This window comes from Stenotrophomonas sp. NRRL B-14846 (assembly GCF_050473585.1).
Taxonomy (GTDB): domain Bacteria; phylum Pseudomonadota; class Gammaproteobacteria; order Xanthomonadales; family Xanthomonadaceae; genus Stenotrophomonas.
This window is the reverse complement of sequence record NZ_JBFLUN010000022.1, coordinates 4,224,574-4,246,562: the sequence shown is the minus strand read 5'-3', so window position 1 is coordinate 4,246,562 and position 21,989 is coordinate 4,224,574. Positions and strand designations below refer to the sequence as shown.

At 67.7% G+C, this 21,989-nt stretch carries 23 protein-coding genes; 14 read left to right on the top strand and 9 right to left on the bottom strand.

Translation table 11 applies throughout. From position 1 onward, the window contains the following. Positions 1–87: 87 nt before the first annotated feature. Positions 88–840 carry an SDR family NAD(P)-dependent oxidoreductase gene (locus AB1281_RS21680; RefSeq protein WP_014035694.1) on the bottom strand — a complete coding sequence of 251 codons (753 nt, stop codon included), beginning with the start codon at positions 838–840 and terminating at the stop codon, positions 88–90. A 148-nt stretch (positions 841–988) separates the two neighbouring features. Between AB1281_RS21680 and AB1281_RS21675 the strand changes: the two genes are divergently transcribed. Next, positions 989–1,456: a DUF1456 family protein gene (locus AB1281_RS21675; RefSeq protein WP_014035693.1), complete on the top strand. Its 468-nt coding sequence runs from the start codon at positions 989–991 to the stop codon at positions 1,454–1,456. On the opposite strand, the gene AB1281_RS21670 is transcribed toward AB1281_RS21675, so the two are convergent. Further along, positions 1,425–2,312, bottom strand: coding sequence for a LysR family transcriptional regulator (locus AB1281_RS21670; protein WP_430346958.1), 888 nt, complete (start codon positions 2,310–2,312; stop codon positions 1,425–1,427). The two genes, AB1281_RS21675 and AB1281_RS21670, sit on opposite strands and share 32 nt — an antisense overlap. Positions 2,313–2,455: 143 nt before the next feature. Between AB1281_RS21670 and AB1281_RS21665 the strand changes: the two genes are divergently transcribed. Next, positions 2,456–3,604, top strand: coding sequence for an MFS transporter (locus tag AB1281_RS21665; RefSeq protein ID WP_430347024.1), 1,149 nt, complete (start codon positions 2,456–2,458; stop codon positions 3,602–3,604). Here the strand turns inward: AB1281_RS21665 and AB1281_RS21660 are convergent. Further along, positions 3,601–4,299 (bottom strand): TorF family putative porin, encoded by a 699-nt coding sequence (locus AB1281_RS21660; RefSeq protein ID WP_014035690.1) that lies wholly within the window; start codon positions 4,297–4,299, stop codon positions 3,601–3,603. The genes AB1281_RS21665 and AB1281_RS21660 overlap by 4 nt on opposite strands. Positions 4,300–4,477: 178 nt before the next feature. Between AB1281_RS21660 and AB1281_RS21655 the strand changes: the two genes are divergently transcribed. After that, a complete protein-coding gene (locus tag AB1281_RS21655; RefSeq protein WP_119007282.1) occupies positions 4,478–4,867 on the top strand; it encodes a DUF6165 family protein in 390 nt (129 codons plus the stop codon). Between the two features lie 6 nt (positions 4,868–4,873). Here AB1281_RS21655 and AB1281_RS21650 read toward each other — a convergent pair whose 3' ends face one another. Continuing rightward, positions 4,874–5,578 carry a response regulator transcription factor gene (locus tag AB1281_RS21650; protein WP_119007283.1) on the bottom strand — a complete coding sequence of 235 codons (705 nt, stop codon included), beginning with the start codon at positions 5,576–5,578 and terminating at the stop codon, positions 4,874–4,876. A gap of 177 nt (positions 5,579–5,755) precedes the next feature. After that, entirely contained in the window at positions 5,756–6,328 is a 573-nt protein-coding gene (locus AB1281_RS21645) for an Ax21 family protein (RefSeq protein WP_014035687.1), read from the bottom strand. A gap of 210 nt (positions 6,329–6,538) precedes the next feature. Here AB1281_RS21645 and AB1281_RS21640 point away from each other — a divergent pair, with 210 nt between their 5' ends. Further along, positions 6,539–8,941, top strand: coding sequence for a DPP IV N-terminal domain-containing protein (locus tag AB1281_RS21640; RefSeq protein ID WP_430346957.1), 2,403 nt, complete (start codon positions 6,539–6,541; stop codon positions 8,939–8,941). Between the two features lie 91 nt (positions 8,942–9,032). Continuing rightward, positions 9,033–9,392 (top strand): DUF1428 domain-containing protein, encoded by a 360-nt coding sequence (locus AB1281_RS21635; protein WP_049455507.1) that lies wholly within the window; start codon positions 9,033–9,035, stop codon positions 9,390–9,392. Between the two features lie 15 nt (positions 9,393–9,407). On the opposite strand, the gene AB1281_RS21630 is transcribed toward AB1281_RS21635, so the two are convergent. Together AB1281_RS21630 and AB1281_RS21625 are read right to left on the bottom strand one after the other, a co-directional pair. After that, entirely contained in the window at positions 9,408–10,097 is a 690-nt protein-coding gene (locus tag AB1281_RS21630; RefSeq protein ID WP_430346956.1) for a hypothetical protein, read from the bottom strand. Positions 10,098–10,192: 95 nt separating this feature from the next. Then, positions 10,193–11,083, bottom strand: coding sequence for a histone (locus tag AB1281_RS21625; protein WP_430346955.1), 891 nt, complete (start codon positions 11,081–11,083; stop codon positions 10,193–10,195). A gap of 491 nt (positions 11,084–11,574) precedes the next feature. Here AB1281_RS21625 and AB1281_RS21620 point away from each other — a divergent pair, with 491 nt between their 5' ends. The 9 genes from AB1281_RS21620 to AB1281_RS21580 all read left to right on the top strand — a co-directional run bounded on the left by AB1281_RS21620 (position 11,575) and on the right by AB1281_RS21580 (position 19,478). Continuing rightward, positions 11,575–13,008 carry a Do family serine endopeptidase gene (locus AB1281_RS21620; RefSeq protein WP_014035682.1) on the top strand — a complete coding sequence of 478 codons (1,434 nt, stop codon included), beginning with the start codon at positions 11,575–11,577 and terminating at the stop codon, positions 13,006–13,008. Between the two features lie 101 nt (positions 13,009–13,109). Then, a complete protein-coding gene (locus AB1281_RS21615) occupies positions 13,110–13,475 on the top strand; it encodes a hypothetical protein (protein WP_004153835.1) in 366 nt (121 codons plus the stop codon). An 8-nt stretch (positions 13,476–13,483) separates the two neighbouring features. After that, a complete protein-coding gene (locus AB1281_RS21610) occupies positions 13,484–13,954 on the top strand; it encodes a phage holin family protein (protein ID WP_004153834.1) in 471 nt (156 codons plus the stop codon). Then, the gene (locus tag AB1281_RS21605) at positions 13,951–14,406 is read left to right on the top strand and encodes a protein sip-5 (RefSeq protein WP_430346954.1); all 456 of its coding nucleotides are present in this window, start codon (positions 13,951–13,953) and stop codon (positions 14,404–14,406) included. Before AB1281_RS21610 ends, AB1281_RS21605 begins: the two co-directional genes overlap by 4 nt. A 67-nt stretch (positions 14,407–14,473) precedes the next feature. Continuing rightward, complete coding sequence (locus AB1281_RS21600; RefSeq protein ID WP_075675580.1) at positions 14,474–15,583, top strand: AI-2E family transporter; 1,110 nt, start codon at positions 14,474–14,476, stop codon at positions 15,581–15,583. Positions 15,584–15,614: 31 nt separating this feature from the next. Next, positions 15,615–16,334: an HAD family hydrolase gene (locus AB1281_RS21595; protein WP_430346953.1), complete on the top strand. Its 720-nt coding sequence runs from the start codon at positions 15,615–15,617 to the stop codon at positions 16,332–16,334. Between the two features lie 3 nt (positions 16,335–16,337). After that, positions 16,338–17,705: a leucyl aminopeptidase family protein gene (locus AB1281_RS21590; protein WP_075675582.1), complete on the top strand. Its 1,368-nt coding sequence runs from the start codon at positions 16,338–16,340 to the stop codon at positions 17,703–17,705. A gap of 136 nt (positions 17,706–17,841) precedes the next feature. After that, positions 17,842–18,945, top strand: coding sequence for a catalase family peroxidase (locus AB1281_RS21585; RefSeq protein WP_430346952.1), 1,104 nt, complete (start codon positions 17,842–17,844; stop codon positions 18,943–18,945). Further along, positions 18,942–19,478: a cytochrome b gene (locus AB1281_RS21580; protein ID WP_075675584.1), complete on the top strand. Its 537-nt coding sequence runs from the start codon at positions 18,942–18,944 to the stop codon at positions 19,476–19,478. Before AB1281_RS21585 ends, AB1281_RS21580 begins: the two co-directional genes overlap by 4 nt. Before the next feature lie 694 nt (positions 19,479–20,172). Here the strand turns inward: AB1281_RS21580 and AB1281_RS21575 are convergent. Continuing rightward, positions 20,173–20,775, bottom strand: a complete 603-nt coding sequence (locus AB1281_RS21575; protein ID WP_075675585.1) for a response regulator transcription factor — start codon at positions 20,773–20,775, stop codon at positions 20,173–20,175. Further along, a complete protein-coding gene (locus tag AB1281_RS21570) occupies positions 20,772–21,986 on the bottom strand; it encodes a sensor histidine kinase (RefSeq protein ID WP_430346951.1) in 1,215 nt (404 codons plus the stop codon). The genes AB1281_RS21575 and AB1281_RS21570 overlap by 4 nt, the downstream gene beginning before the upstream one ends. Positions 21,987–21,989: the final 3 nt, after the last annotated feature.

The window sequence follows — 21,989 nt, the reverse complement described above, 5'->3', positions numbered from 1 at the left end:
TGCCCGGCTTTTTTGTTTCTGTAGAGTCGAGCCATGCTCGACTGCCGTTCAAAGCAGTCGAGCATGGCTCGACTCTACAGACGGCGGTCAGCCTTCGCGGGCGACCTGGAAACCGGCGAAGGACTGGCTGACCGGCATCAGCTCCAGGCGATTGATGTTCAGGTGCGGCGGCAGCGTGGCCACCCAGAAGATCTGTTCGGCGATGTCTTCGGCGGTCATCGGGTTGGCACCGCTGTACAGCTTGTCCGACGCATTCTGGTCGCCATGGGTGCGGACCACGGTGAACTCGGTTTCGGCCATGCCCGGCTCGATCGTGGTCACGCGCACGCCGGTACCGTGCAGGTCCGAGCGCAGGCCCAGCGAGAACTGGCTGACGAAGGCCTTGGTGCCACCGTAGGCGTTGCCACCCGGGTACGGGTAGACGCCGGCCACCGACGAGATGTTGATGATCGCGCCCTTGCGCTCCACCAGCTGCGGCAGCAGGCGGTGGGTCAGGGTCACCAGCGCGGTGATGTTGGTGTCGATCATCGTGGTCCAGTCCGACAGCCTGGCGCTCTGTGCCGGTGCAGTGCCCTGCGCCAGGCCGGCGTTGTTGACCAGCAGATCGATCTCGCCGAAGGCCGGCGGCAGCGCCAGCAGCGCCGCCTCCATCGCCACCGGGTCGCGGATGTCGAAGGCGGCGGCGTGCACCACGTCCTTGCCGTAGCGCTCGACCAGCGGCTGCAGGCGTTCGCCGCGGCGGCCGGTGGCGATCACCTTCCAGCCGGCCTGGGCGAAGCGGTGAACGGCGGCGGCGCCGAAGCCGGACGTGGCGCCGGTAATCAGGACAGTGCGGGTCATCAGGCAACTCCAGGGGAAAAACCAGACCCCCATTCTGGCACCGTCGGTTGGCCGCTGTATTGCCGGATCGGCCAGATCCGGGGTCAGATCCCCCTGCTCCGCAAAGGGATCTGACCCCACCCGTCGGGGTGACCGGTACAATTGCGCCATGATCAACAATGATGTCCTGCGCAGCGTGCGCTACTCCCTGGACCTGGGTGACCAGCACGTGGTGACCCTGTGCCAGATGGCCGACCCGGCCTTCGCCGTGGATACCGAACAGGTGAAGGCCTGGCTGCGCCGCGAGGACGAAGCCGGTTTCGAGGCGATGAACGACAGCGCGCTGGCCCACTTCCTCGACGGCCTGATCGTGCACCTGCGCGGTCGCGACGAGAGCCAGCCGCAACGCGCGGTGGAAACCCGCATCGACAACAACCTGGTGCTGAAGAAGCTGCGCGTGGCCTTCCAGCTGCGCGACGTGGACCTGATGGAGATCTTCGCCAGCGCCGGCTTCAACGTGTCCAAGTCGGAAGTCGGCGCGCTGTTCCGCCAGCCCGGCCACGCCAACTACCGGCGCTGCCTGGACCAGATGCTGCGCAACTTCCTCAAGGGCCTGAGCCTGCGCCTGCGCGGCTGAGCACGGCCTCGACGAAGGCGCGCGCGGCCGGCGTCGGCAGCCGCTGCCAGACCAGGTGCACGCGCCGGGTCGGGGTCGGCTGCAGTGGAATCTGCACCACCCCCCTGAAGCCTTCGGCGATCAACGCCGGCACGATGCCGACTGCCAGCCCATGGCGGACGAAGCGCTCGACCAGTTCCATCAGGTTGACCTCGAAACGCACCGTGTGCGGCAGCCCCGCGGCGGCGAAGGCATCATCGGTCTGCCGGCGCGCACCGGTGCCGCGCGGGAAGTCGACCAGCGCTTCATCCTGCAACTCGGTCAAGGGCAACCGTTCGCACCCGGCCAGCGGATGCGATGGCGCCAGCACCGCCACCAGATCCTCCTCCTGCAGCATGCGGTGACAGACACCGTCCAGCGCTGCCGACGGCGCCAGACCGACCAGCGCCACGTCCAGCGCACGTGACTGCACCTGCGCGATCAGGTCCTCGCTCTTGTCCACCCGCAACTGGAACTCCACCTGCGGGTGCGCCTGCTGGAAGGCCGCCAGCATCGCCACGACGTCGATGCCGGTCAGCGAGGAGATCTGCCCGATGGCCAGCAACCCGCGCACCTCGCCACTGACGGCAGCCACGTCGGCGCGCAGATGGCGCAGGCTGGCCAGCACCTGGCGTGCGTGCACCAGCAACGCCTCGCCGGCGGCGGTGGCCCGCACCTGGCGCGGCAGGCGCTCGAACAGCGTTGTGCCCAGTTCCTGTTCAAGATGGGCGATCTGGTGGCTGAGCGCGGACTGCACCACGTGGCAGCGCTCGGCGGCACGGGTGAAATTGCCCTCTTCGGCCAGCGCCACGGCGAATTCGAGCTGCTTGAGATTCACGCAACCATCTCATTTTCAGATGACAGGGATGATGATGATTCATTTCCATCATGATCGCAGCAGGCGGACACTGTGCACCCCGCTTCCTGGAACACCGCGTGAGCCCGTCCCTCCCCCCTCTGCACCGCTGGCAGGTGCTGCTGATGTCGGTCGCCACCGGCGTGGCCGTGGCCAGCAACTACTATGCGCAACCGCTGCTGCACACCATCGCCGATGCCTTCGGCGTGCCGTTCGGCCAGGTCGGCATGGTGGTCACCGCCGCGCAGCTGAGCTATGCCGCCGGGCTGATCCTGCTGGTGCCGCTGGGTGACCTGTTCGAACGCCGCCGCCTGATCGTGGTGATGAGCCTGCTGTCGGCCAGCGGCCTGGTGATCAGTGCGTGCGCGCCGTCGCTGGCCTGGTTGCTGGTGGGCACCGCGATCACCGGCCTGTTTTCGGTGGTGGCACAGGTACTGGTGCCATTCGCCGCCACGCTGGCCGCGCCGGAACATCGCGGCCGTGTGGTTGGCACATTGATGAGTGGCCTGCTGCTGGGCATCCTGCTGGCGCGTACCGTAGCCGGCCTGCTTTCCAGCCTGGGTGACTGGCGCCTGGTGTATGCGATCGCTGCCGGCACCCTGGTGCTGACCGCACTGGCATTGCAGCGCGGCCTGCCGCGATTCCACCACAGTGCCGGCCTCGGCTACTTCGCATTGCTGCGCTCGATCGGCGTGCTGTTCGTGCAGGAGCCGGTGCTGCGCCAGCGCACCCTGCTGGGCGCCTGCAGCTTCGCCATGTTCGCGATCTTCTGGACCCCGCTCGCGTTCCTGCTGGCGCAGCCACCCTACGCCTACAGCGATGCCACCATCGGCCTGTTCGGGCTGGTCGGTGCCGCCGGCACGCTGGCTGCGGGCCTGGCCGGGCGCATGTCCGACCGTGGCCAGACCGGTCGTGCCACCGCCATCGCGCTGGTGCTGTTGCTGCTGTCATGGCTGCCGCTGGGACTGTCGGCACACTCGCTGCTGGCGCTGCTGGTTGGCGTGGTGGTGCTGGACCTGGCCGCACAGCTGCTGCACGTCAGCAACCAGAACCTGATCTACGCGCTGCAGCCTGCGGCACGCAACCGCCTCAATGCCGGCTACATGACCGGCTACTTCATCGGCGGTTCGCTGGGCTCGCTGCTGTCGGCACAGGTCTACCAGCGCTACGGTTGGACCGGCGTCTGCCTTGCCGGTACCGCAGTAGCCGTGTTGGCCCTGCTGCTGTGGCTGCCCGGCGCGCTGCGTGCGCGCCAGGCGGTATCGTCGAACTAGAAGCTGCCCTGCAGCGCCAGCTCCCAGCGCCCGCCGGCGTTGCCCGGGAACAGGCGCTTGGCTGCACTGTCGGTGTCATGCACGGTGGCACGCAGCTCCCATGCCGGCGCCAGTGTGGCAATGGCGCTGAGCTGGCCATGCAGGTAGTCCGGGCCCTGCGCGGTGGCCAGCCAGTACTGGCCCACCGCTGCTTCCAGGCGGACGCGTTCGTGCAGCGGCACACGCACGCCCAGCTGGGCATAGGTGCCGCGATGGCCGCCGGCCAGCGCATCGTTGGAATGGGCGACCTGCAGCCAGGCGCGCTGCTTCCAGGTCACGGTGGTGTTGAGTTCGGTCCAGTCCAGCGCACGGCCGGTACCCGGATACATGTAGCGGGTCAGGTTCGCATCCAGCGTCCAGTCCGGTGCCAGCGCGCCGGACCAGCCCGCCACCAGGTCGAACTCGCTGCGCGCACCGTTGTCCGGCTTGAACGAGACGTTGGACCCCCACACGCTGGCGTACCAGCCCGATGGGATCGAGATCTTCGCGCCGGCCTGCACCGCCGGGTCACCATCGCTCTGCGAGCTGCCGCGCCACACGTAATCACTGGTCAGTGCGGCACTGCCACTGACCTGCACCTGTGCCTGCGCGCTGCCGATGCCGAGCAGCCCTGCCAGGGCGGCCACCACCGCCGCCATCATCCCCTTGCTGTTCACTGCACTGTGTTCCTCGTCGAAGGCGGTCACGCCGCCGGGACGGCAGTGTCCAGTGCGTGGCCGTAACGGATCGAGGGTGCGGCCCGGCCCGCGGCGCAAATTCGGCGTAAATCCCGTGGAAGGAGGCCATGTGCCGGCAGCGCGGTATCATGGCGCCTTGTTTCCAGGAACCAACCGCGTGGACGCCATCCTGACCCCGGTATCGATCGGCGAGCTGATCGACAAGATCACCATTCTCCAGATCAAGGCCGAGCGCATCGACGATGCCGCCAAGCTGGCCAACGTGCGCACCGAGCTGGACGGCCTGCTGCCCCTGTTGCAGCAGCAGCTGCAGGCACAGCCGGCGCTGGCCGCGCTGCAGCAGCAGCTGAAGGCGATCAACGAGCGCATGTGGGACATCCAGGACCAGCTGCGCGACAAGGAAGCGGCCCAGGTGTTCGACGAGGCGTTCATCCAGCTGGCACGCGGTGTCTATGGCACCAATGGCGAGCGCGTGCAGGTGAAGAACGAGATCAATCGCGTGGCTGGTTCGGCACTGGTGGAAGAGAAGCAGTACCAGGGCGAGTAACGCCGCTCATCCGCATTCCAGCAGGTGGCGGAAGCGGAACAGGTCACCGTCTCCGCGGATGCCAAGCTTGCGGTAGGCCGAGGTTTTCTGCGAGCTGATCGTGCTGGCCGAACGCCCCGATCGCAGGGCCATTTCGCTGGTGCTGACCCCTTTCAGCACCAGCCCGAGCACTTCACGTTCGCGCTGGCTCAACGGCGCCAGTGCCGGGGCCGGCATTCTGCGTGCACGCGTGCGCGGCAGGTTCAGTTCCGCGCGCAGCTCCGGTGGCACGAAGCGCCCTCCCCGGGCGACCACATCAATGGCGCGCAGCAGCAGGTCCGGTGGCGTCGACTTGGACAGGAAGCCGCGCGCACCGGCACGCATCGCGGTGGCCACCGTGCTGGCATTGCAGTGCGCCGAGAGCACCAGCACCGGCAGCGCCGGCCAGCGCTGTGACAGCACGCGCAACAGGGCCAATCCATCACCCAGGTCACCCATCGGCAACGCATCGATCAGCAGCAGGTCGACACATGCCGGGCTGCGCGCCAGCAGCTGCAGCAGGTGCGCCTCGCTGGACAGGCTCACCCGCACCTGCACGCCACTGTGCTGGCGCAGCAGTACTTCCACCCCCAACCGCAGCACCGGGTGCGGGTCCAGCAACGCCAGGCGTCGTGGCCGATCAGCCAGCAGGGGCGTGAGGGTCGGTGGCATCGCGGCATGTCCAGGCAACATGGGGCATCCACCGTAGGTCGGTGCCCGCAGCGGCGGAATCCAATTCCTTGCAATGCCTGGCCCGTGCAGCCCGCCAGTCAGACAGCATTCCGGTTTGCCACGGCGCAAACGCAACAGGCCCGGCAAATGCCGGGCCTGTTGGAGCGTCTCCAGCGCGGAATCGCGCCGGGGCAGCAATTACCAGCTGAAGCGCGGGCCGACGGTGTATTCCTTGTCGCCGTGGCGGTTCATCTTCAGCTCGCCGTTCAGGCCCCAGTTCTGGTTCAGCTTGACCTGACCACCCAGGCGGCCGTACCACTGGCCATCCGGATTGACGCCGTGCTTCTTGGCGTAGTCTTCGTAACCGACCATGCCGTAGACCTCGGCGTGGGCGCCGAAGGCAGTGCGGATACCGGCTTCAGCGCTGTAGCCGTTGAAGTCCAGACCGTGCTTCGGGTCGAACTTCTGGTAGGCAACGCGGGCAACGAAGTCGGTGCTCGGAGCGATTTCAACGTTGTAGCCGGCACCGATCTTCCACTGGTCAACCTTCAGGTTGGTGTGGTCGATTTCCTGGCGGCTGTATTCGCCGAAGGCGTGGAAGTTCGGCAGGAAGCCGTAGGAACCCTTCACGCCCCAGCCATCCGCCTTGATGCCATCGACGTCGGTCTTGGCGTAGTCGGCTTCGGCGTAGTTGTAGGACAGGTTCTCAGCAGCCGAGGCGGTGAACGGCAGGGCAGCGGCCAGGGCCAGAGCAATCAGCGAATTCTTCATGGGGGTACACCTTTACTTTCTTATGGTGTGCAGCAGCGCCAGGGCGCCATCGCATCGGGAATGTAAATTCTCCGTTATTCGCCACAACGCTCCCTGAAAACAGCAGTCTTCGCATTGCTGAATTTTTTGCCTTGATTCAGGCTGCGTCTGGCATACGCGCGCGGCGCGCGTGCATTTGAACCCCGTCGACGATTGCAACAGGAGGTTGCCTTGCACGTGCCTGCCCCGCTGCGGTTCCCGTTCTGCGCCGCCATCCTGGTCTTCACCGGCGTGTTTTCCATCGCATCGGCGCAGCCGCTGCAGCCCTCCGACTACCAGCGCGCCGAACGCGTGCACGACAGCCATCTGCGCGGTGCCTTGCGCAATGCCTCGATCGTGCCGAACTGGTTGGCCGATGGCCGCTTCTGGTACGAACGCGAAGATGTGCAGGGCCGGCGCCAGGCGGTCCTGGTCGATCCAGCACAGGCCACCCGCCAGACCCTGTTCGAACCGGACGCACTGGACACTGCGGTTGCGCCCTTCGGAGCCAACGGACCACGCCTGCGCCTGACCACCGTGCAGGTGATGGGTGATGGATTGCGCCTGCGTTTCAACGGTGAGATGCCGATCGACTGCCAATGGCCACGCTGGCACTGCGTGCGGTCGCAGGGTGCAATGCCGCCGGCAGATGCGCTGCCTTCGCCCGCTGGCGATGCCTGGCTGCAGGTGCGCGACCACAATCTGTGGCTGCAGTCGCCCGGAATGGCAGCACGAGCGCTGACCACCGGCGGTGAACCCGGCCATGGTTATGGCGTACTGCCGGACTTCACCCTGCGCGGTATTCCACGCCGCCAGGGCCGGATGCCGGCACGGCCGTTCGCGGTCGGCTGGTCACCGGATGGCCGCTACGTGGCCGGCATCCGCTACGACGAACGTGCGCTGCAGGACTACCCCTATCTGGAAAGCACGCCGGCCAACAGCGCGCGCCCACGCGTACATACGGTAAAGCTGGGGCTGCTGGGCGACGCACAACAGGTACGCGACAGCCTGTATGTGGTCGATACCCGCAGCGGCAGGCAGCACGACATCGCGCTGCCCGAAGGCTGGAACACCCTGAGCGAGGCCGGCATCCTGGGCTGGGACGGTGGCCGCCTGTATGCCGTGATCGCGCACTTCGGCGCGCCACGGCGCCTGCGCCTGGTGGAGATCGAGGCCGGCAGCGGTGCACTGCGCACCGTGCTGGAGGAGGCCAGCGATACCCGCCTGCAGCTCAACGTGTATTCGTACAACCGGCCAGCGGTGGCCATCCTGCCCGGGCAGGACACGGCCGTATGGTTCTCGCAGCGCGATGGCTGGGGCCATCTGTACCGGGTGCGCCTGTCCGACGGCAAGGTGCTGCGCCAGCTGACGCGTGGCCGTTGGGTGGTGCGTGACCTGCTGGGCGTGGACGCTGCGCACGGCTGGGCGTATTTCAGCGCCGGCGGTGTCGAGGGCGGCGATCCCTACGTGCGCGGCCTGTACCGGGTTCCGCTGCGCGGCGGCGCGGTACAGCGCCTGGCGGCCGATGGCAGCGACCATCTGGCCGATGCCGGCACCGGTGTGCTGTTCGGGGGACGCGCGCCGCAGGCACTGTCGCCGCATGGGGGCTATCTGGTGGATACCGTCTCCAGCCTCGTGCAGCCGCCGCGCACCGTGCTGCGTGCCAGCGATGATGGCCGTGAAGTGATGGTGCTGGAAGAGGCGGACCACCACGCGGTGGTTGCTGCTGGCTGGCGCCCACCAAGGCGCGAACGCGTGTTGGCCGCCGACGGGCACACGCCGATCTTCGCCACCGTCTACCTGCCCCGTGACTATCGCGATGACGGCAGCTTTCCGGTGATCGACGCGATGTACGGCGGTGCCTTCATCAGCAATGCGCCGGTGACCTATGCCGAAGCCGTATCGGCGTTGAATCCCGTCTCGCGCGCCAGCCTGGCCGAACTGGGCTTCGTGGTGGTCAGCATCGATGCGCGCGGCACCGGCGGCCGCGACAAGGCGTTCCATGACAGCAGCTTCCTGCACGCTGCCGATGTGCAGCTGGATGACCACGTGGCTGCACTGCGCCAGCTGGGTGAACGCTATCGGGGCATCGATCTGCAGCGGGTGGGCATCTACGGGCATTCGTTCGGCGGCTACAGTGCGGCGCGCGCCCTGCTGCGCTACCCGGCGTTCTACAAGGTGGGCGTGGCTTCGGCCGGCAGCCACAACTTCCAGGGCATGTATGGCGGCGCGCTGCACGGCATGGACCGGCTGTTCGGGGGCGTACTGCCGGCCACGGCCATGGCCGATGGCGTGCCGGTGCCCTTTGCCGGGCTCGACAATGCCGCGCTGGCCGGCAACCTGCGCGGGCATCTGCTGCTGGTCTACGGCGAACTGGACGAGAACGCACCGCCGGCACTGACCCTGCAGCTGGCTGCGGCCCTGAACACGGCCCAGCGCCGCTACGACCTGCTGTACCTGGCCCGGCAGGACCACGAGCTGTTCCGCAACGACGCCACCTACACGCACCGCATGTGGGACTACTTCGTGCGTCACCTGGCCGGCCGGGAGCCGCCGGAGACGGTGCTGGCGCCGCTGCCCGGTGGCCCGGGCTGAACAGGCGTGCGCGGGATGTCGATCCACGACGCCCGGGTTCGTCGGGTACTTGAAGGCCGTGCATGCGGCACGGTCCATCCGGAGGCAGGCAATGAGCTACATCGATGGTTTCGTCCTGGCGGTACCCACCGCCAACAAGGAGAAGTTCCTCGCCCACGCACGCACTGGGGATCCCGTTTTCATCGAGTACGGCGCGCTGCGCGTGGTCGAGTGCTGGGGCGATGACGTGCCGCACGGCAAGACCACCGATTTCTTCGGCGCGGTGAAAGCCACGCCGGATGAGACGGTGGTGTTTTCCTGGATCGAATGGCCGGACAAGCCGACCCGCGACGCCGGCATGAAGAAGATGATGGAGGACCCGCGGTTTGATCCAGCGAAGAATCCGATGCCGTTCGACGGCGCGCGGATGATCTACGGCGGCTTCGTGCCGCTCTACGAGCTGACGCGCTGAACCCGGCGGACGCGCTCAGCGCGCGTCCGTGTCATCGCTGGCAGCGGCATGGCCGGCGCCCAGTGCGGCGCCGGCCCCCAGGCCCATGCCGCCCATGCCGGCACCCATTCCGCCGCCACCGCCGCCTCCACCACTACGGGCGCCCTTGGCATCGCCGTCGTTGCGGCCCTTGCCGCCACCGCTGGCACCGGGCCGGGTCGGCCCTTGCGGAGGAATCTGCAGGTCGGCCGGGATCGGCGCGAGATCCAGCGCTTCGCGCACGAAATCGCGCAGCGAGACCACCAGGTCGTGGGTGTGTACCGGTCGCCCCTGTGCCAGTTCGTTGGCCGCGCGCGCGGCCAGCCGTACCTGTTCGTCGGTGCCCAGCAGCAGGATGTCCGACAGCGCAGCCTCGACCGCATCGCGGATGCGCCGCGCACGGTCCGAGCGCGGCTCGGCGATGCCTTCGGCATCTTCGCGCTGGCGCAGGTCACGGCGATGGCTGGGATCCACGCCCAGTTCGCCAGTGAACGAACCGCCCAGCGTCTTGTAGGCGGCCATCAGCGTGCGCAGCCGTTCATTGATCTGCCGGTTCTCGCGCTCGCGGCGCTGCTGCAGGGTCTGCATCACCAGCAGGCGGATGCCCACGCCCAGCAGGGTGATCAGAACCAGGCCGGCCAACGTGGACAGCACGCCCTGCCAGGAACTGAAGTCGATACCGCGCATGCCGGGGCTCCTGCAGGAAGAACCTGCATCTTGCCCCAGAAACGCGAAAGGCCCCACCACCCGGTGGGGTGGCAGGGCCTTCGGTCACGGCGCGATTACTTGCGCTTGGCGACCTTGCGCACGGCCTTCTTGGCCGGAGCCTTCTTGGCCGGAGCCTTCTTGGCGGCGACCTTCTTCAGCGGCGCAGCCTTCTTGGCGACCGTCTTGCGGGTGGCGGCAACTTTCTTGCCCACCGCCTTCTTGCCGACAACCTTCTTGGCAGCGGCGGTCTTCTTGCCGACGGCCTTCTTGGCAACAGCAGCCTTCTTGCCGACCACCTTCTTGGCGGCCGCAGTCTTCTTGGTGGCGACCTTCTTGGTGGCGGCAACCTTCTTGCCGACAACCTTCTTCGCAGCCACGGCCTTCTTGCCAGCGACCTTCTTGGCGGCGACGGTCTTCTTGGCCACGGCCTTCTTGGCGGTAGCGACCTTCTTGCCGACCACCTTCTTGGCGGCCGCAGTCTTCTTGGCAACGGTCTTCTTCGCGACGGCGGCCTTCTTGGTGGCGGCCTTCTTCACGGCGGCGACCTTCTTGCCGGCAGCCTTGGTGGCGGCCTTGGTGGTCTTCTTGGCGGCAGCGGCCTTCTTGGTCACAGCCTTGCCGGCAGCGGCCTTCTTCTTGGCCACTTCCTTCTTCAGGGCAGCGGCTTCGGCCTTGGCGTTCTTCTTGGCCGCTTCCAGCTTCTTCTTGGCGTTGGCAACGGTCTTGCCGACCGACTTGGCGGCCTTCTCGGCCTTCTTGGCAACGGTCTTCTCGACCTTGGCCACAGCCTTCTTGGCCTTGGCAACGCGGGTACCGGCAGCCTTGGTGGCGCGCTTGACGGTCTTCTTGACCGACTTCACGGCGTCTTCGGCGGCGTGGGCGATGGTCTCGCCAACGTTGGTGGCGGCTTCTTTGACGTTCTCGACGGCGTCGGTCACGACCGACACACCATTACCGTTGCTCATGTTGCCCTCCTGGGGGCCTTAAGTATCAAAACGGGGCGATGCTATACCGACATTGACGATCGTGGAACGGGGCACGCGCCAGCAATCGCATCTGATGCGACGGCCATGGTGTAGCCCACCACTGCCGCAGGAGCGGCGGGTTCACAGGAAACCCCTTTTTTTAAGGACTACGCCACATCCACCGCGTGGTCGAAGATGGCCGTTGCGTGCCGTTGCATGGATGCGGCATCCGATGCGTGTTGTGGCGCATTGCGGCACCCGGTTGCGCGGAACTGCGCAAGTATCGGTCTGTGTCCGCGCGCCCAGCGATCGTCTTCGGTGATGCAGGCGTCGCCTGTGCGGGTGTCGCCACAGCCTTGCTGTCAGCCTCCGCACCCGCCTTCTTCGGCCTGCGGTTTTCATGGCGCATTTATCCAGATCGCGACACACTCATTCAGCTTGTTTTACCGTAGGGCCGAACCGCCCCCACCCACGCCAGCGAACCGACTCCCATGCGACCGCTTCCCACCCTGCTCACGCTCGCAATCGCCGCCGCCTTCGGTGGCTTCGTTGCCACCGGCATCAATGCCCACCTGGACAACCGTGCCGACGCAGCACCGCTGCCAGCGGTGCTGCCGACCACGGCCGCGTTGCCGGCCGCGGTGGCCGGGCAGGCGGTGCCGTCGCTGGCGCCGATGCTGGAAAAGGCGATGCCGGCAGTGGTCAGCGTCAACACCAAGCAGGTGGTGCGCGTACGCAACCCCTTCTTCAACGACCCGTTCTTCCGCCGCCTGTTCCCGGACATTCCGCAGGAACGCATCAACGAATCGCTCGGCTCGGGCGTGATCATCGACGCCAAGGAAGGCCTGGTGCTGACCAACCACCATGTCATCGAGAACGCCGATGACGTGCAGGTGACACTGGCCGATGGGCGCACGGTGAAGGCCGAGTTCCTCGGTTCGGACCGTGATACCGACATCGCGCTGATCCGCATCCCGGCGCAGAACCTGACCGACATCAAGCTCGGCAACAGCGACCAGCTGCGGGTGGGCGACTTCGTGGTGGCCATCGGCAACCCGTTCGGCTTCAGCCAGACGGTCACCTCGGGCATCGTCTCGGCGGTGGGCCGCAGCGGCATTCGCGGGCTGGGCTACCAGAACTTCATCCAGACCGATGCATCGATCAACCCGGGCAACTCCGGTGGTGCGCTGGTCGACCTGCAGGGCCAGCTGGTCGGCATCAATACCGCCAGCTTCAACCCGCAGGGCAGCATGGCCGGCAACATCGGCCTGGGCCTGGCGATTCCGTCCAACCTGGCGCGCAGCGTGGTCGACCAGCTGGTCAAGCACGGCGTGGTGGTGCGCGGCACGCTGGGCGTGGAGAGCCAGAACCTGACCGCGCAGATCGCGCAGGGGCTGGGCCTGGGCGAAACGCGGGGTGCGCTGATCACCCGCGTGCTGGCCGGTTCGGCCGCTGCTGCGGCCGGGCTGAAGCCGGGCGATGTGGTGGTCTCGGCCAACGGCCAACGCGTGGACAGCGCCGAAGCCCTGCACAACGTGGAGGGCCTGGCCGCGGTCGGCAGCCCGCTGGCGCTGGACGTGCGCCGCGAAGGCAAGCCGCTGCAGATCAAGGCCACGCTGAAGGAACAGGCGCGTGCGGTCACTGGCGAGAGCCTGGACCCGCGGCTGACCGGTGCCACCTTCGTCGACCTGCCCGAGTCGCTGCGGCAGTCGGGTGTCGGCGGCGTGCTGGTCAGCGAGGTCAAGCGCGGCAGCCGCGCGGCAACCAACGGCCTGCAGCAGGGCGACATCATCACCGACGCCACCGTGGGTGAATTCGCCGACCTGGCCAGCTGGCGAGCCAATTTCCAGCAACGCCCGCCGACCCTGGTGGTACGCGTGCTGCGCAACAATGGCCAGCAGCAGGGCCAGCTCGTGATGCGCTGATCGCCCTGCCGTAACACCCCCTATACCCCGGCAATGCTATTGCTGTCAGTCCAGGTCGGCACCGCCGACACCCGTTCCCCCATCGCAACAGGAGTGATTCGATGAGCCCCACCAATACCGAGAACCTGAAGGAACACCTGGGTGAAGCCGGTTCCCACCTGAAGCAGGCCGCCACGGCCGCCGGCGGTGCGATCAAGGGCGCAACCGGTGCCGCGACCGACGAACTGCGCATCGGCAAGGCCAACGTCAAGGCCGAGCTGTCCGACAGCGCACTGTCTGGCCTGGCCGCCGCCGAATTCGGTGGTGCCGCTGCCAAGGAACAGGTCGACGCGTTGATGGACAAGGGCAAGGACCTGATCGACAGCGCCGCCGAGTTGATCCGTGAACGTCCGCTGGCCTCGTTCGGCGTCGCCTTCGCTGCCGGCTGGATCATTGCCAAGCTGGCCCGCGGCAGCAGCGACAAGTAAGCCGCGGCGTGAGCGAAGACAACGCGCAAGCCCCTGATCCGGCGGCCACCCCGCCGCTGGATGAGAGCATCCGCCAGGTCGGCGCGGCCGGTCGTGCCGCTGCCGATTCGGCCAAGCATTCACTGCGGTCGCTGCGCCGCCTGGCCTCGGCCGACTTCGCGCTGGCACGCAGCGCGTTCGGTCGTGCGCTGGCCTGGGCCGGCGTGGCGATCGTGTTCGGTGCGTCGGCGTGGTTGCTGATGGCCGCCACCCTCATCGCCCTGCTGCAGAGCTGGGGCCTGAGCTGGCTGCAGGCGCTGCTGATCACCTCGTTGCTGAGCCTGGCCGTCACCGGTTATGCGATCTGGCGGGTGTCCTACTTCTTCCACCACACCGGCATGCACGCCACCCGGCGCCAGCTGTCACGCTTGGGCCTGTTCGATGAGCCCAGCGAAGATGACCCCGATGCCGATGTGCAGTTGCCGGAGGGCAAGCCATGAAGTTCGGTGCGCTGCAGCGGCGGGTGAAACGCTGCGAACAGGTGGTGACCGTGCGCCTGGTCGAGACCCAGGACCACTGGTCCACGCTCAGCCAGGTCTGGCGACAGGGCTGGTCGCCGCTGCGCATCGTGGTGGTCGGCCTGGCCGGTGGCTTCATTGCCGGCAAGCTGGAAGTGCCGGGCAAGGTCAACGGTGCCCGCTGGCTGCAGATGGTGGGTTCGGTCTCGAACCTGTTCGCCAGCGCGCAGGCCGCGTTCGCCACGGCGATGGCGGCGCAGGCGGCAGCCAGCGCCGACGACGCGGCCGAAGAAGCCGACGATGCCAGCGAACAGGCACAGGCGGCGGCCTCCGCTTCCGACGCACGGCCCGCACCGGCAGCGCGCCCGGAACCCGAACCGGAACTGCGCGAACCGCGCCCGGCCGAAGCGGCCACCGAGCTGTCCGAACGTTGATCCACGGAATCCGCCGCGCCGATCGCGGCCGGCGGATAATGCGCTCCCCTTCCCGGTTGGTGCGTCGATGAGCGAGTCCCTCCTGTCCCCGTCACCGGCCGATCCGCAGGATGAGCAGGCGCCGCTGCCGCCCCCCTCGCGCCCGCGCGGGCCGATGTCGCTGGTGGTGCTGGCAACCCTGGCGGTGGGCTACACGCTGTGGGCCGCGCAGGACATCATCCTGCCGGTGCTGCTGGCGATGTTCTTCGCGCTGGTCGGCAACCCGATCCTGCGCCTGCTGCAGAAGCTGTGGATTCCGCGCGCGCTGGGCGCCCTGCTGATCCTCGGCGCCGGCCTGGGCGTGACCGGTTCGCTGGCGGTGCAGTTGATCGGCCCGGCGATGGAATGGGCGCAGGAAGCACCACAGCAGCTGCGCAAGGTGGCCCGTCAGGTACAGGACCTGACCAAGCCGGTGCAGCAGGCCAACCAGGCCGCGGAAAACTTCGCCCGCGTGGCCGGTGGTGACAGCAACCACAAGGTGCAGGTGATCCGCACCCAGCTGGACGACCCGTACCGCATGCTGACCCGCGCGCCGCGGTTGGCGGCTTCGGTACTGGCGGTGGTGCTGCTGACCCTGTTCTTCATGATCTACGGGCAGAGCCTGCAGCGCGCAGCGATCGCGCTGTTCCCGAACCGCCAGCAGCAGCGTTTCACCACCGACATCCTGCGGTCGATCGAGCGGGAGGTCTCGCGCTATGTGCTGACCATCAGCGTCATCAACACCCTGGTCGGGCTGGTGTTCGCCGGCGTGCTGATGCTGTTCGGCATCGGCCTGCAGGAAGCCTTGCTGTGGGGCACGGTGGCGGCCCTGCTGAATTTCGCCCCGTACGTGGGCCCACTGATCGGCGTGGCATTGATGTTGTTGATGGGCTTCGTGGAATTCCGCGACCCGCTGCAGGCCCTGCTGCCGGCCGCTGCCTACCTGGCCCTGCACACCCTGGAAGGGCAGATGGTGACCCCGATCGTGCTGGGCCGGCGGATGAAGCTGTCGCCGCTGGTGCTGATCCTGGCGCTGATGGTGTTCGGCTGGGCCTGGGGCATGATCGGCCTGCTGCTGGCGGTGCCGCTGCTGGTCTGCATCAAGCTGGTGCTGGCACGGCTGGACGGCATGCAGGGCTGGGCACGCCTGCTGGAATGAAAGCCCGCGCGGGCAGGCGTAGAATGGCGGGGTGAATTTCCCCGTCCAAGCCATCACTCTCGACCTTGACGACACGCTGTGGCCGTTCGCTCCGATCGGCGCCCGCATCGACCTGGTCCTGCACGAGTGGATGCGTGAACACAGCCCCGCCACCGCTGCGATGTATCCGGTGGCGGCGATGCGCGAACTGCGCGAGCGCCTGTACCACGCCCATCCGCACCTCCACCACGACCTGAGCGCGCTGCGCCGGCTGACCCTGCACGAAGCCCTGCACGGCAGCGGCGCCAGCCTCGATCTGCTGGAACCGGCGTATGAAGTGTTCTACGCCGCACGCAACCAGGTCGAGTGCTACCCCGATGCGATCGATGCGTTGGCGCGGATTGCCGCGCGGGTGCCGGTGGCAGCGCTGAGCAACGGCAACGCCGATCTGGAGCGGATCGGCCTGGCCCATCATTTCGCCTTCCAGCTGGGCGCGCGCGAACACGGCGCAGCCAAGCCCGAGGCGAGCATCTTCCACGCCGCCTGCACCCGCCTGGGTGTGGCGCCGGCACAGGTACTGCATGTCGGCGACCATGCCGAGATGGACGTGGCCGGGGCGATCGCCGCCGGCCTGCGCGGGTGCTGGATCAACCGCGAAGCAGCCACCTGGACCCATCCGCACCTGCAGCCGGACCTGCAGTTCGACACCCTCACCGGCCTGGCCGACTGGTTGGACGCCAACCTCGACGCCGCCGCACCCCGGAGTACCTGACGCATGAGCGAGATCACTGGTTTCACCGCCGACACCGCCGCAGCGCTGCCGCTGTACGTGCTGGACCGCGAACAGTTCGCGGCCTGGAAGGACGGCCAGCCGGCCGCCACCCAGGCCTGGCTGGCGTCGCAGGGCTTCACCGCCGGCGCGCACAGCGTGGCCTTGCTGCCCGGCACCGATGGCCTGGCCGGTGCGGTGATGGGTGTGGGTGATCGTGGTGATGCCTACAGCTATGCGCATGCCCCGCACGCGCTGCCGGAAGGCAGCGTGTGGCAGCTGGCCAGCGAACTGCCGGCCGCCGAACTGGCCCTGCTGCAGCTGGGCTGGGGCCTGGGCAGCTACCGCTTCGACCGCTACCGCAAGCGCAACCGCGCGCCGGCCCGGCTGGTGGCGGCACCGTCCGGCGAGGTGGCTGACCTGATCGCCGCCAGCCTGCGCGTGCGCGACTGGGTCAACACGCCGACCGAAGACATGGGCCCGCAGCAGCTGGAAGACGCCGCACGCGCCCTGGCCAATGCACATGGCGCGCAGGTCGAAGCGATCACCGGCGATGAGCTGCTGAAGCAGAACTTCCCGGCCATCCACGCCGTGGGCCGTGCATCGCACCGCGCGCCGCGGCTGGTGGTGCTGCGCTGGGGCAAGGACACTGATCCGGCGCTGGTGCTGGTCGGCAAGGGCGTGTGCTTCGATACCGGCGGCCTGGACATCAAGCCGGCCGACGGCATGCGCAACATGAAAAAGGACATGGGCGGCGCCGCGCATGCACTGGCCCTGGCCGGCCTGGTGATGGCACGCGGGCTGCCGGTTCGCCTGACCCTGCTGGTGCCGGCGGTGGAAAACGCGATCGGCCCGGATGCCTTCCGCCCGGGCGAAGTGATCGCCACCCGCAAGGGCCTGAGCGTGGAGATCGACAACACCGATGCCGAAGGCCGCGTGATCCTGTGCGATGCGCTGACCTTCGCCGGTGAGCAGAAGCCGGACCTGGTGCTGGACTTCGCCACCCTCACCGGTGCCGCACGCATCGCACTGGGCCCGGATCTGCCGGCGCTCTTCAGCAATGACGACAGCGTGGCCCAGCAGTGGCTGCAGGCCGGCGACGCGACCCGCGACCCGGTCTGGCGCATGCCGCTGTGGCGCCCCTACCTGCGTTACCTGAGCAGCGGCATCGCCGACCTGGCCAACGCCGGTTCGCGCATGGCCGGCTCGGTGACGGCCGCGCTGTACCTGGAGCGTTTCCTGGAAGACGGCCAGCGCTGGGCGCACCTGGACGTGTACGCCTGGAACGACGGCGAACGCCCGGGCCGTCCGGCCGGTGGCGAAGCGCTGGCGCTGCGTTCGGCGTGGGCGATGCTGAAGCAGCGCTACAGCTGATCGGGTGGGTGCCGACCGTTGGTCGGCACGTCGTCCCCGGCAAATCTGACGAAAAATTGAATTTCGGCCCCGGCCGGGTTCTGCGAGGATGTGTGGGTCGACCACCCACACGCTCCGTGAAGGCAGGACTCCGACCATGTCGCTCTTCCGCTACACCCGTGCCGGCCAGACGGCGGGCGCACCGCGCAGGCATTCGCCGCTGCTCTGGATCGCACTGATCGCGCTCATTCTGGGCGCCGTCGCACTGGCCTTTGCCTGGCTGGCCGGCTGGATTGGCGACCGCCTCACCGCGCAGCGCTTCACCGACACCATCGAGGCCACCGGCCCGGCCCATCCCGGCTTCCGCCGTGCGCACAGCAAGGGCATCTGCGTGAGTGGCTGGTTCGAACCCAGCGCGCAGGCCCCCACCCTGTCCAGCGCACGGGTGTTCTCGCAGCGCCGCGTGCCGGTGATGGGCCGCCTGTCGATCGGCGGCGGCGACCCCTACGGCGCCGACAACACCGCGCGCGTACGCAGCCTCGCAGTGCAGATGGTCGGCGATGATGGCCAGGAATGGCGCATGGCGATGAACAGCTTCCCGTTCTTCGCCGTGCCCAACGCCAAGGCGTTCTACGAGCAGACGCGCGCCTCCATCCCGGACCCGGCCACTGGCAAGCACGACCCGCAGAAGATGGCCGCGGTGCTGGCGAAATACCCCAGTGCACAGGCCTTCCAGCAGTGGGCCAAGACCGCGCCGTGGACCAGCAGCTGGGCCGACACCACCTTCAACAGCGTCAACAGCTTCTGGTTCACCAACGCGCAGGGGCAGAAACGCGCGGTGCGCTGGCGCTGGCAACCGCAGGCGCCGGTGGTTGAGATGGATGCGGAGACGCGCAAGCAGGCCAGCGTCGATTTCCTCAGCCAGGAACTGCAGCAGCGCCTGGCCAGCGGCCCGGTGCGCTGGAACCTGGTCGTGACCACCGCCGAGCCCGGCGATGCCATCGATGATCCGTCGGTACCGTGGCCCGAGTCGCGTGATCAGGTCGTGGCCGGCGTGCTCAGCCTGGACCGCATGCAGTCGCAGGAACAGGGCGCGTGCGGGCAGATCAATTTCGATCCGCTGATCCTGCCCAGTGGCGTGCGTGGCAGTGACGATCCGATCCTGGCGGCCCGCTCCGCCGTGTACTCGCAGTCCTTCAACCGCCGCGAACGCGAGCGCGCCACCGGCAACGTCGAGCAACCGAAGGAGGCCGCACGATGAGCACCGGCAACGGCCACTTCAACCTGCTCGCGCGCGTGCTGCACTGGTCCATGGCGCTGATGATCATCGCCATGCTGTTCATCGGCGTGACCATGGTCGCCTCGCTGCACCTGCGGCCGATGCTGATCGACCTGCACCGCCCATTGGGCATCGCCATCGGCGTACTGGTGCTGCTGCGCCTGTACAACCGGCTGCGCCATCGCCCGCCGCCACTGCCTTCCGACCTGCCCGCCTGGCAGGTGCTGGCAGCGAAGGCCTCGCACTGGATGCTGTACGCACTGATGCTGGCAATGCCGCTGATCGGCTGGGCGATGCTGTCGGCCGGCGGTTACCCGATCGTGCTGTGGGGCGGCCTGCACCTGCCGCCGATCGTGCCGCACACCCCGGCGCTGTATGCCGCGTTGCGTAACGCGCACAGCCTGCTGGCCTATGTGTTGTTCGCCACGGTGCTGATGCACGTGGGTGCGGCGCTGTTCCACCTGTGGGTGCGGCGTGATGGGGTGTTCCAGGCGATGGCGCGCGGGAAGGATTGAGCGGGTTCGCCGGGCGTTCCCGGCGGATCGTTTCCGCGACCGCGGAGGGGTGTCACTTTCTTTGCTCGTGCACCGCGCTGCAGGAGCAGCGTGGAACGGCGCAGCCGGCCCGTAGGGTGGCGCACATGGATGTGCGCCATCAAGAAAGTAACCAAAGAAACGCTCCGCCGGCCGCGAGCCGGCGTGCTTCGCACGCCGATGCCCTGCGCTCCTCGGTCCGTCGAGGGACGGCGCGGGAACTCGCTGCGCTCAGACACCCGCGCCTCTTCGCCCTCGCCGGACCTGCGGTGCTCGGCTCGCTCAAGGCGGACTTGAAGGTCAAGATCAACAACAAGAGCATCCACGCGCGGCGTGGATCTACTGGGTGCAGCTTTTGTCTTTGACGTTGGGTCCGCCTTGAGCGAGCCGAGCATCGCAGGGGAATCAGGGGCGAAGAGGCGCCGGTGTCTGAGCGCAGCGAGTTCGGCGCCGTCCCCTGATTCACCGAGAAGCGCAGGGAACCGGCGCGCAGCGACGGCTCGCGCTCTGGCGGCGTGTTTCTTTGGTTACTTTCTTGATGGCGCACATCCATGTGCGCCACCCTGCGGGCCGGCTACGCCGTTCCACGCTGCTCCTGCAGCGCGGTGCACGAGCAAAGAAAGTGACACCCACCCGCGGTCGCGGAAACGACATCATTGGGAACAGCAGGGCGCCGCTACAACCACCCCTTCTGCCGCGCCAGCCGGTACGCTTCGATGCGATTGGCCACGCCCAGCTTGCCGATGCACTCGGACAGGTAATTGCGCACTGTACCGTGCGACAACCCCAGCTGCTCGGCGATCTCGCTGGCGGTGCGGCCCTCGCCCGCCAGCCGCAGCACGCGGCGCTCACGGTCGGTCAGCGGGTCGGCCTGCGACCACGCATCCAGTGCCAGCTGCGGGTCGATCGCGCGGATGCCCTGTTTCACCTTGCGCAGGGCTTCGGCCAGGTTCTCGGCCGGTGCGTCCTTCAGCAGGTAGCCCAGCACGCCCGCCTCCAGCGCGCGGCGCAGGAAGCCGGCACGGGCGAAGGTGGTCACGATCACCACCTTGATCGGCAGTTCCTGGCGGGCGATGCGCTGCGCCAGTTCCAGACCGGACAAGCCAGGCATCTCGATGTCGGTGACCAGGATGTCCGGTTGCAGCTGCTGCAGCATCCGCCACGCGGTTTCGCCATCAGCGGCGCTGCCCAGCACCTCGATATCCGGCTCCAGGCCCAGCAGCGCCGACAGTGCGCCGCGCACCATCGCTTGATCCTCGGCCAGCAGGATGCGGATCATGCGGCACCGTCCTGCGCCAACGACGTGGACGACAGCGGCGTGGTCGCGGCCATCAACGGCACGCGCACCGTCAGCACGGTGCCCGCCCCGCGCGGTGACTGCAGCGTCAGCTGGCCACCCAGTGCTGCGGCCCGCTCACGCATGCCGCACAGTCCATTGCCCTCGGCCTGCACGCCGCCACGGCCGTCATCGCGTATCTGCATCGCCAACTGTCGTTCCTCAAGCATGAAATCCACCTGGACCCGGGTCGCCTGCGCATGGCGGACGATGTTGGTTGCCGCCTCGCGCAGCACCAGCGCCAGGCCACGTTCCACCTCCACCGGCATGGCAGGTGGCGTCGTGTACTGCAGATGTACCTGCTGGCATTCCAGCAGCAGGCGTGCCGATGCCAGCTCGCCAGCGAGGTCACTGGCGCGGATGCCGGTCACTGCACTGCGCACCTGTGCCAGCGCTTCGCGGGCGATGTCCTCGGCCTCGCCGATCTCCTGCCGCGCGCGTGCATCACCGCGGTCGTGCAGCTTGCGCGCCAGTTCCAGCTTCAGCGTGATCAGCGACAGGGTATGGCCCAGCAGGTCGTGCAGGTCGCGGCCGATACGCTCGCGCTCGGCGGTGGTCGCCAGCCGACGCACCTCGTCCTGGGACAGCTGCAGTGCAACGTCGCGCTGCTGGCTCAGGGCCTCCACGTTCACTACCAGCCCGACGATGAACGAGACCGCCGGCATCCACACCATGGCCTGCCACGGATAACCGAAGTACAGCGCGGTGCCGCAGAACAGAAGGTTCAGCCCGGTGAGCTGCAGCAGGTACTGCCACCAGCCGCCGCGGCTGCTCATGCGGATCATCACGCAGCCGAACACGAAATAGCTCAGTCCCGAGGGATACCACGGCAGCAGTACCAGGGCCATCACGATCATGCCCAGCGCATAGCGCCATGCATGGTGCCGTGGCGCCAGCATCACCTTGGCGTAGAACAGCAGGAACAGCGGATAGCTGACCAGGGTCAGCAACACCCAGCGCAGGGTGAAGCCGCTCCCCAACACCGGGGTGAGGAAGATCCATACCGACCACAGCAGGTGGATCGCACTGCTCCAGGGCGATTTGCCACGTCGCAGCAGCTCGGCCACCGCCGAATCCGGCGCGGGGCGCAGCAGGGAGGCAAGCCAGCTCGGTGGCACGGGAGGATCCAGGCGGGGACGATCGCTGCCGATCATGCC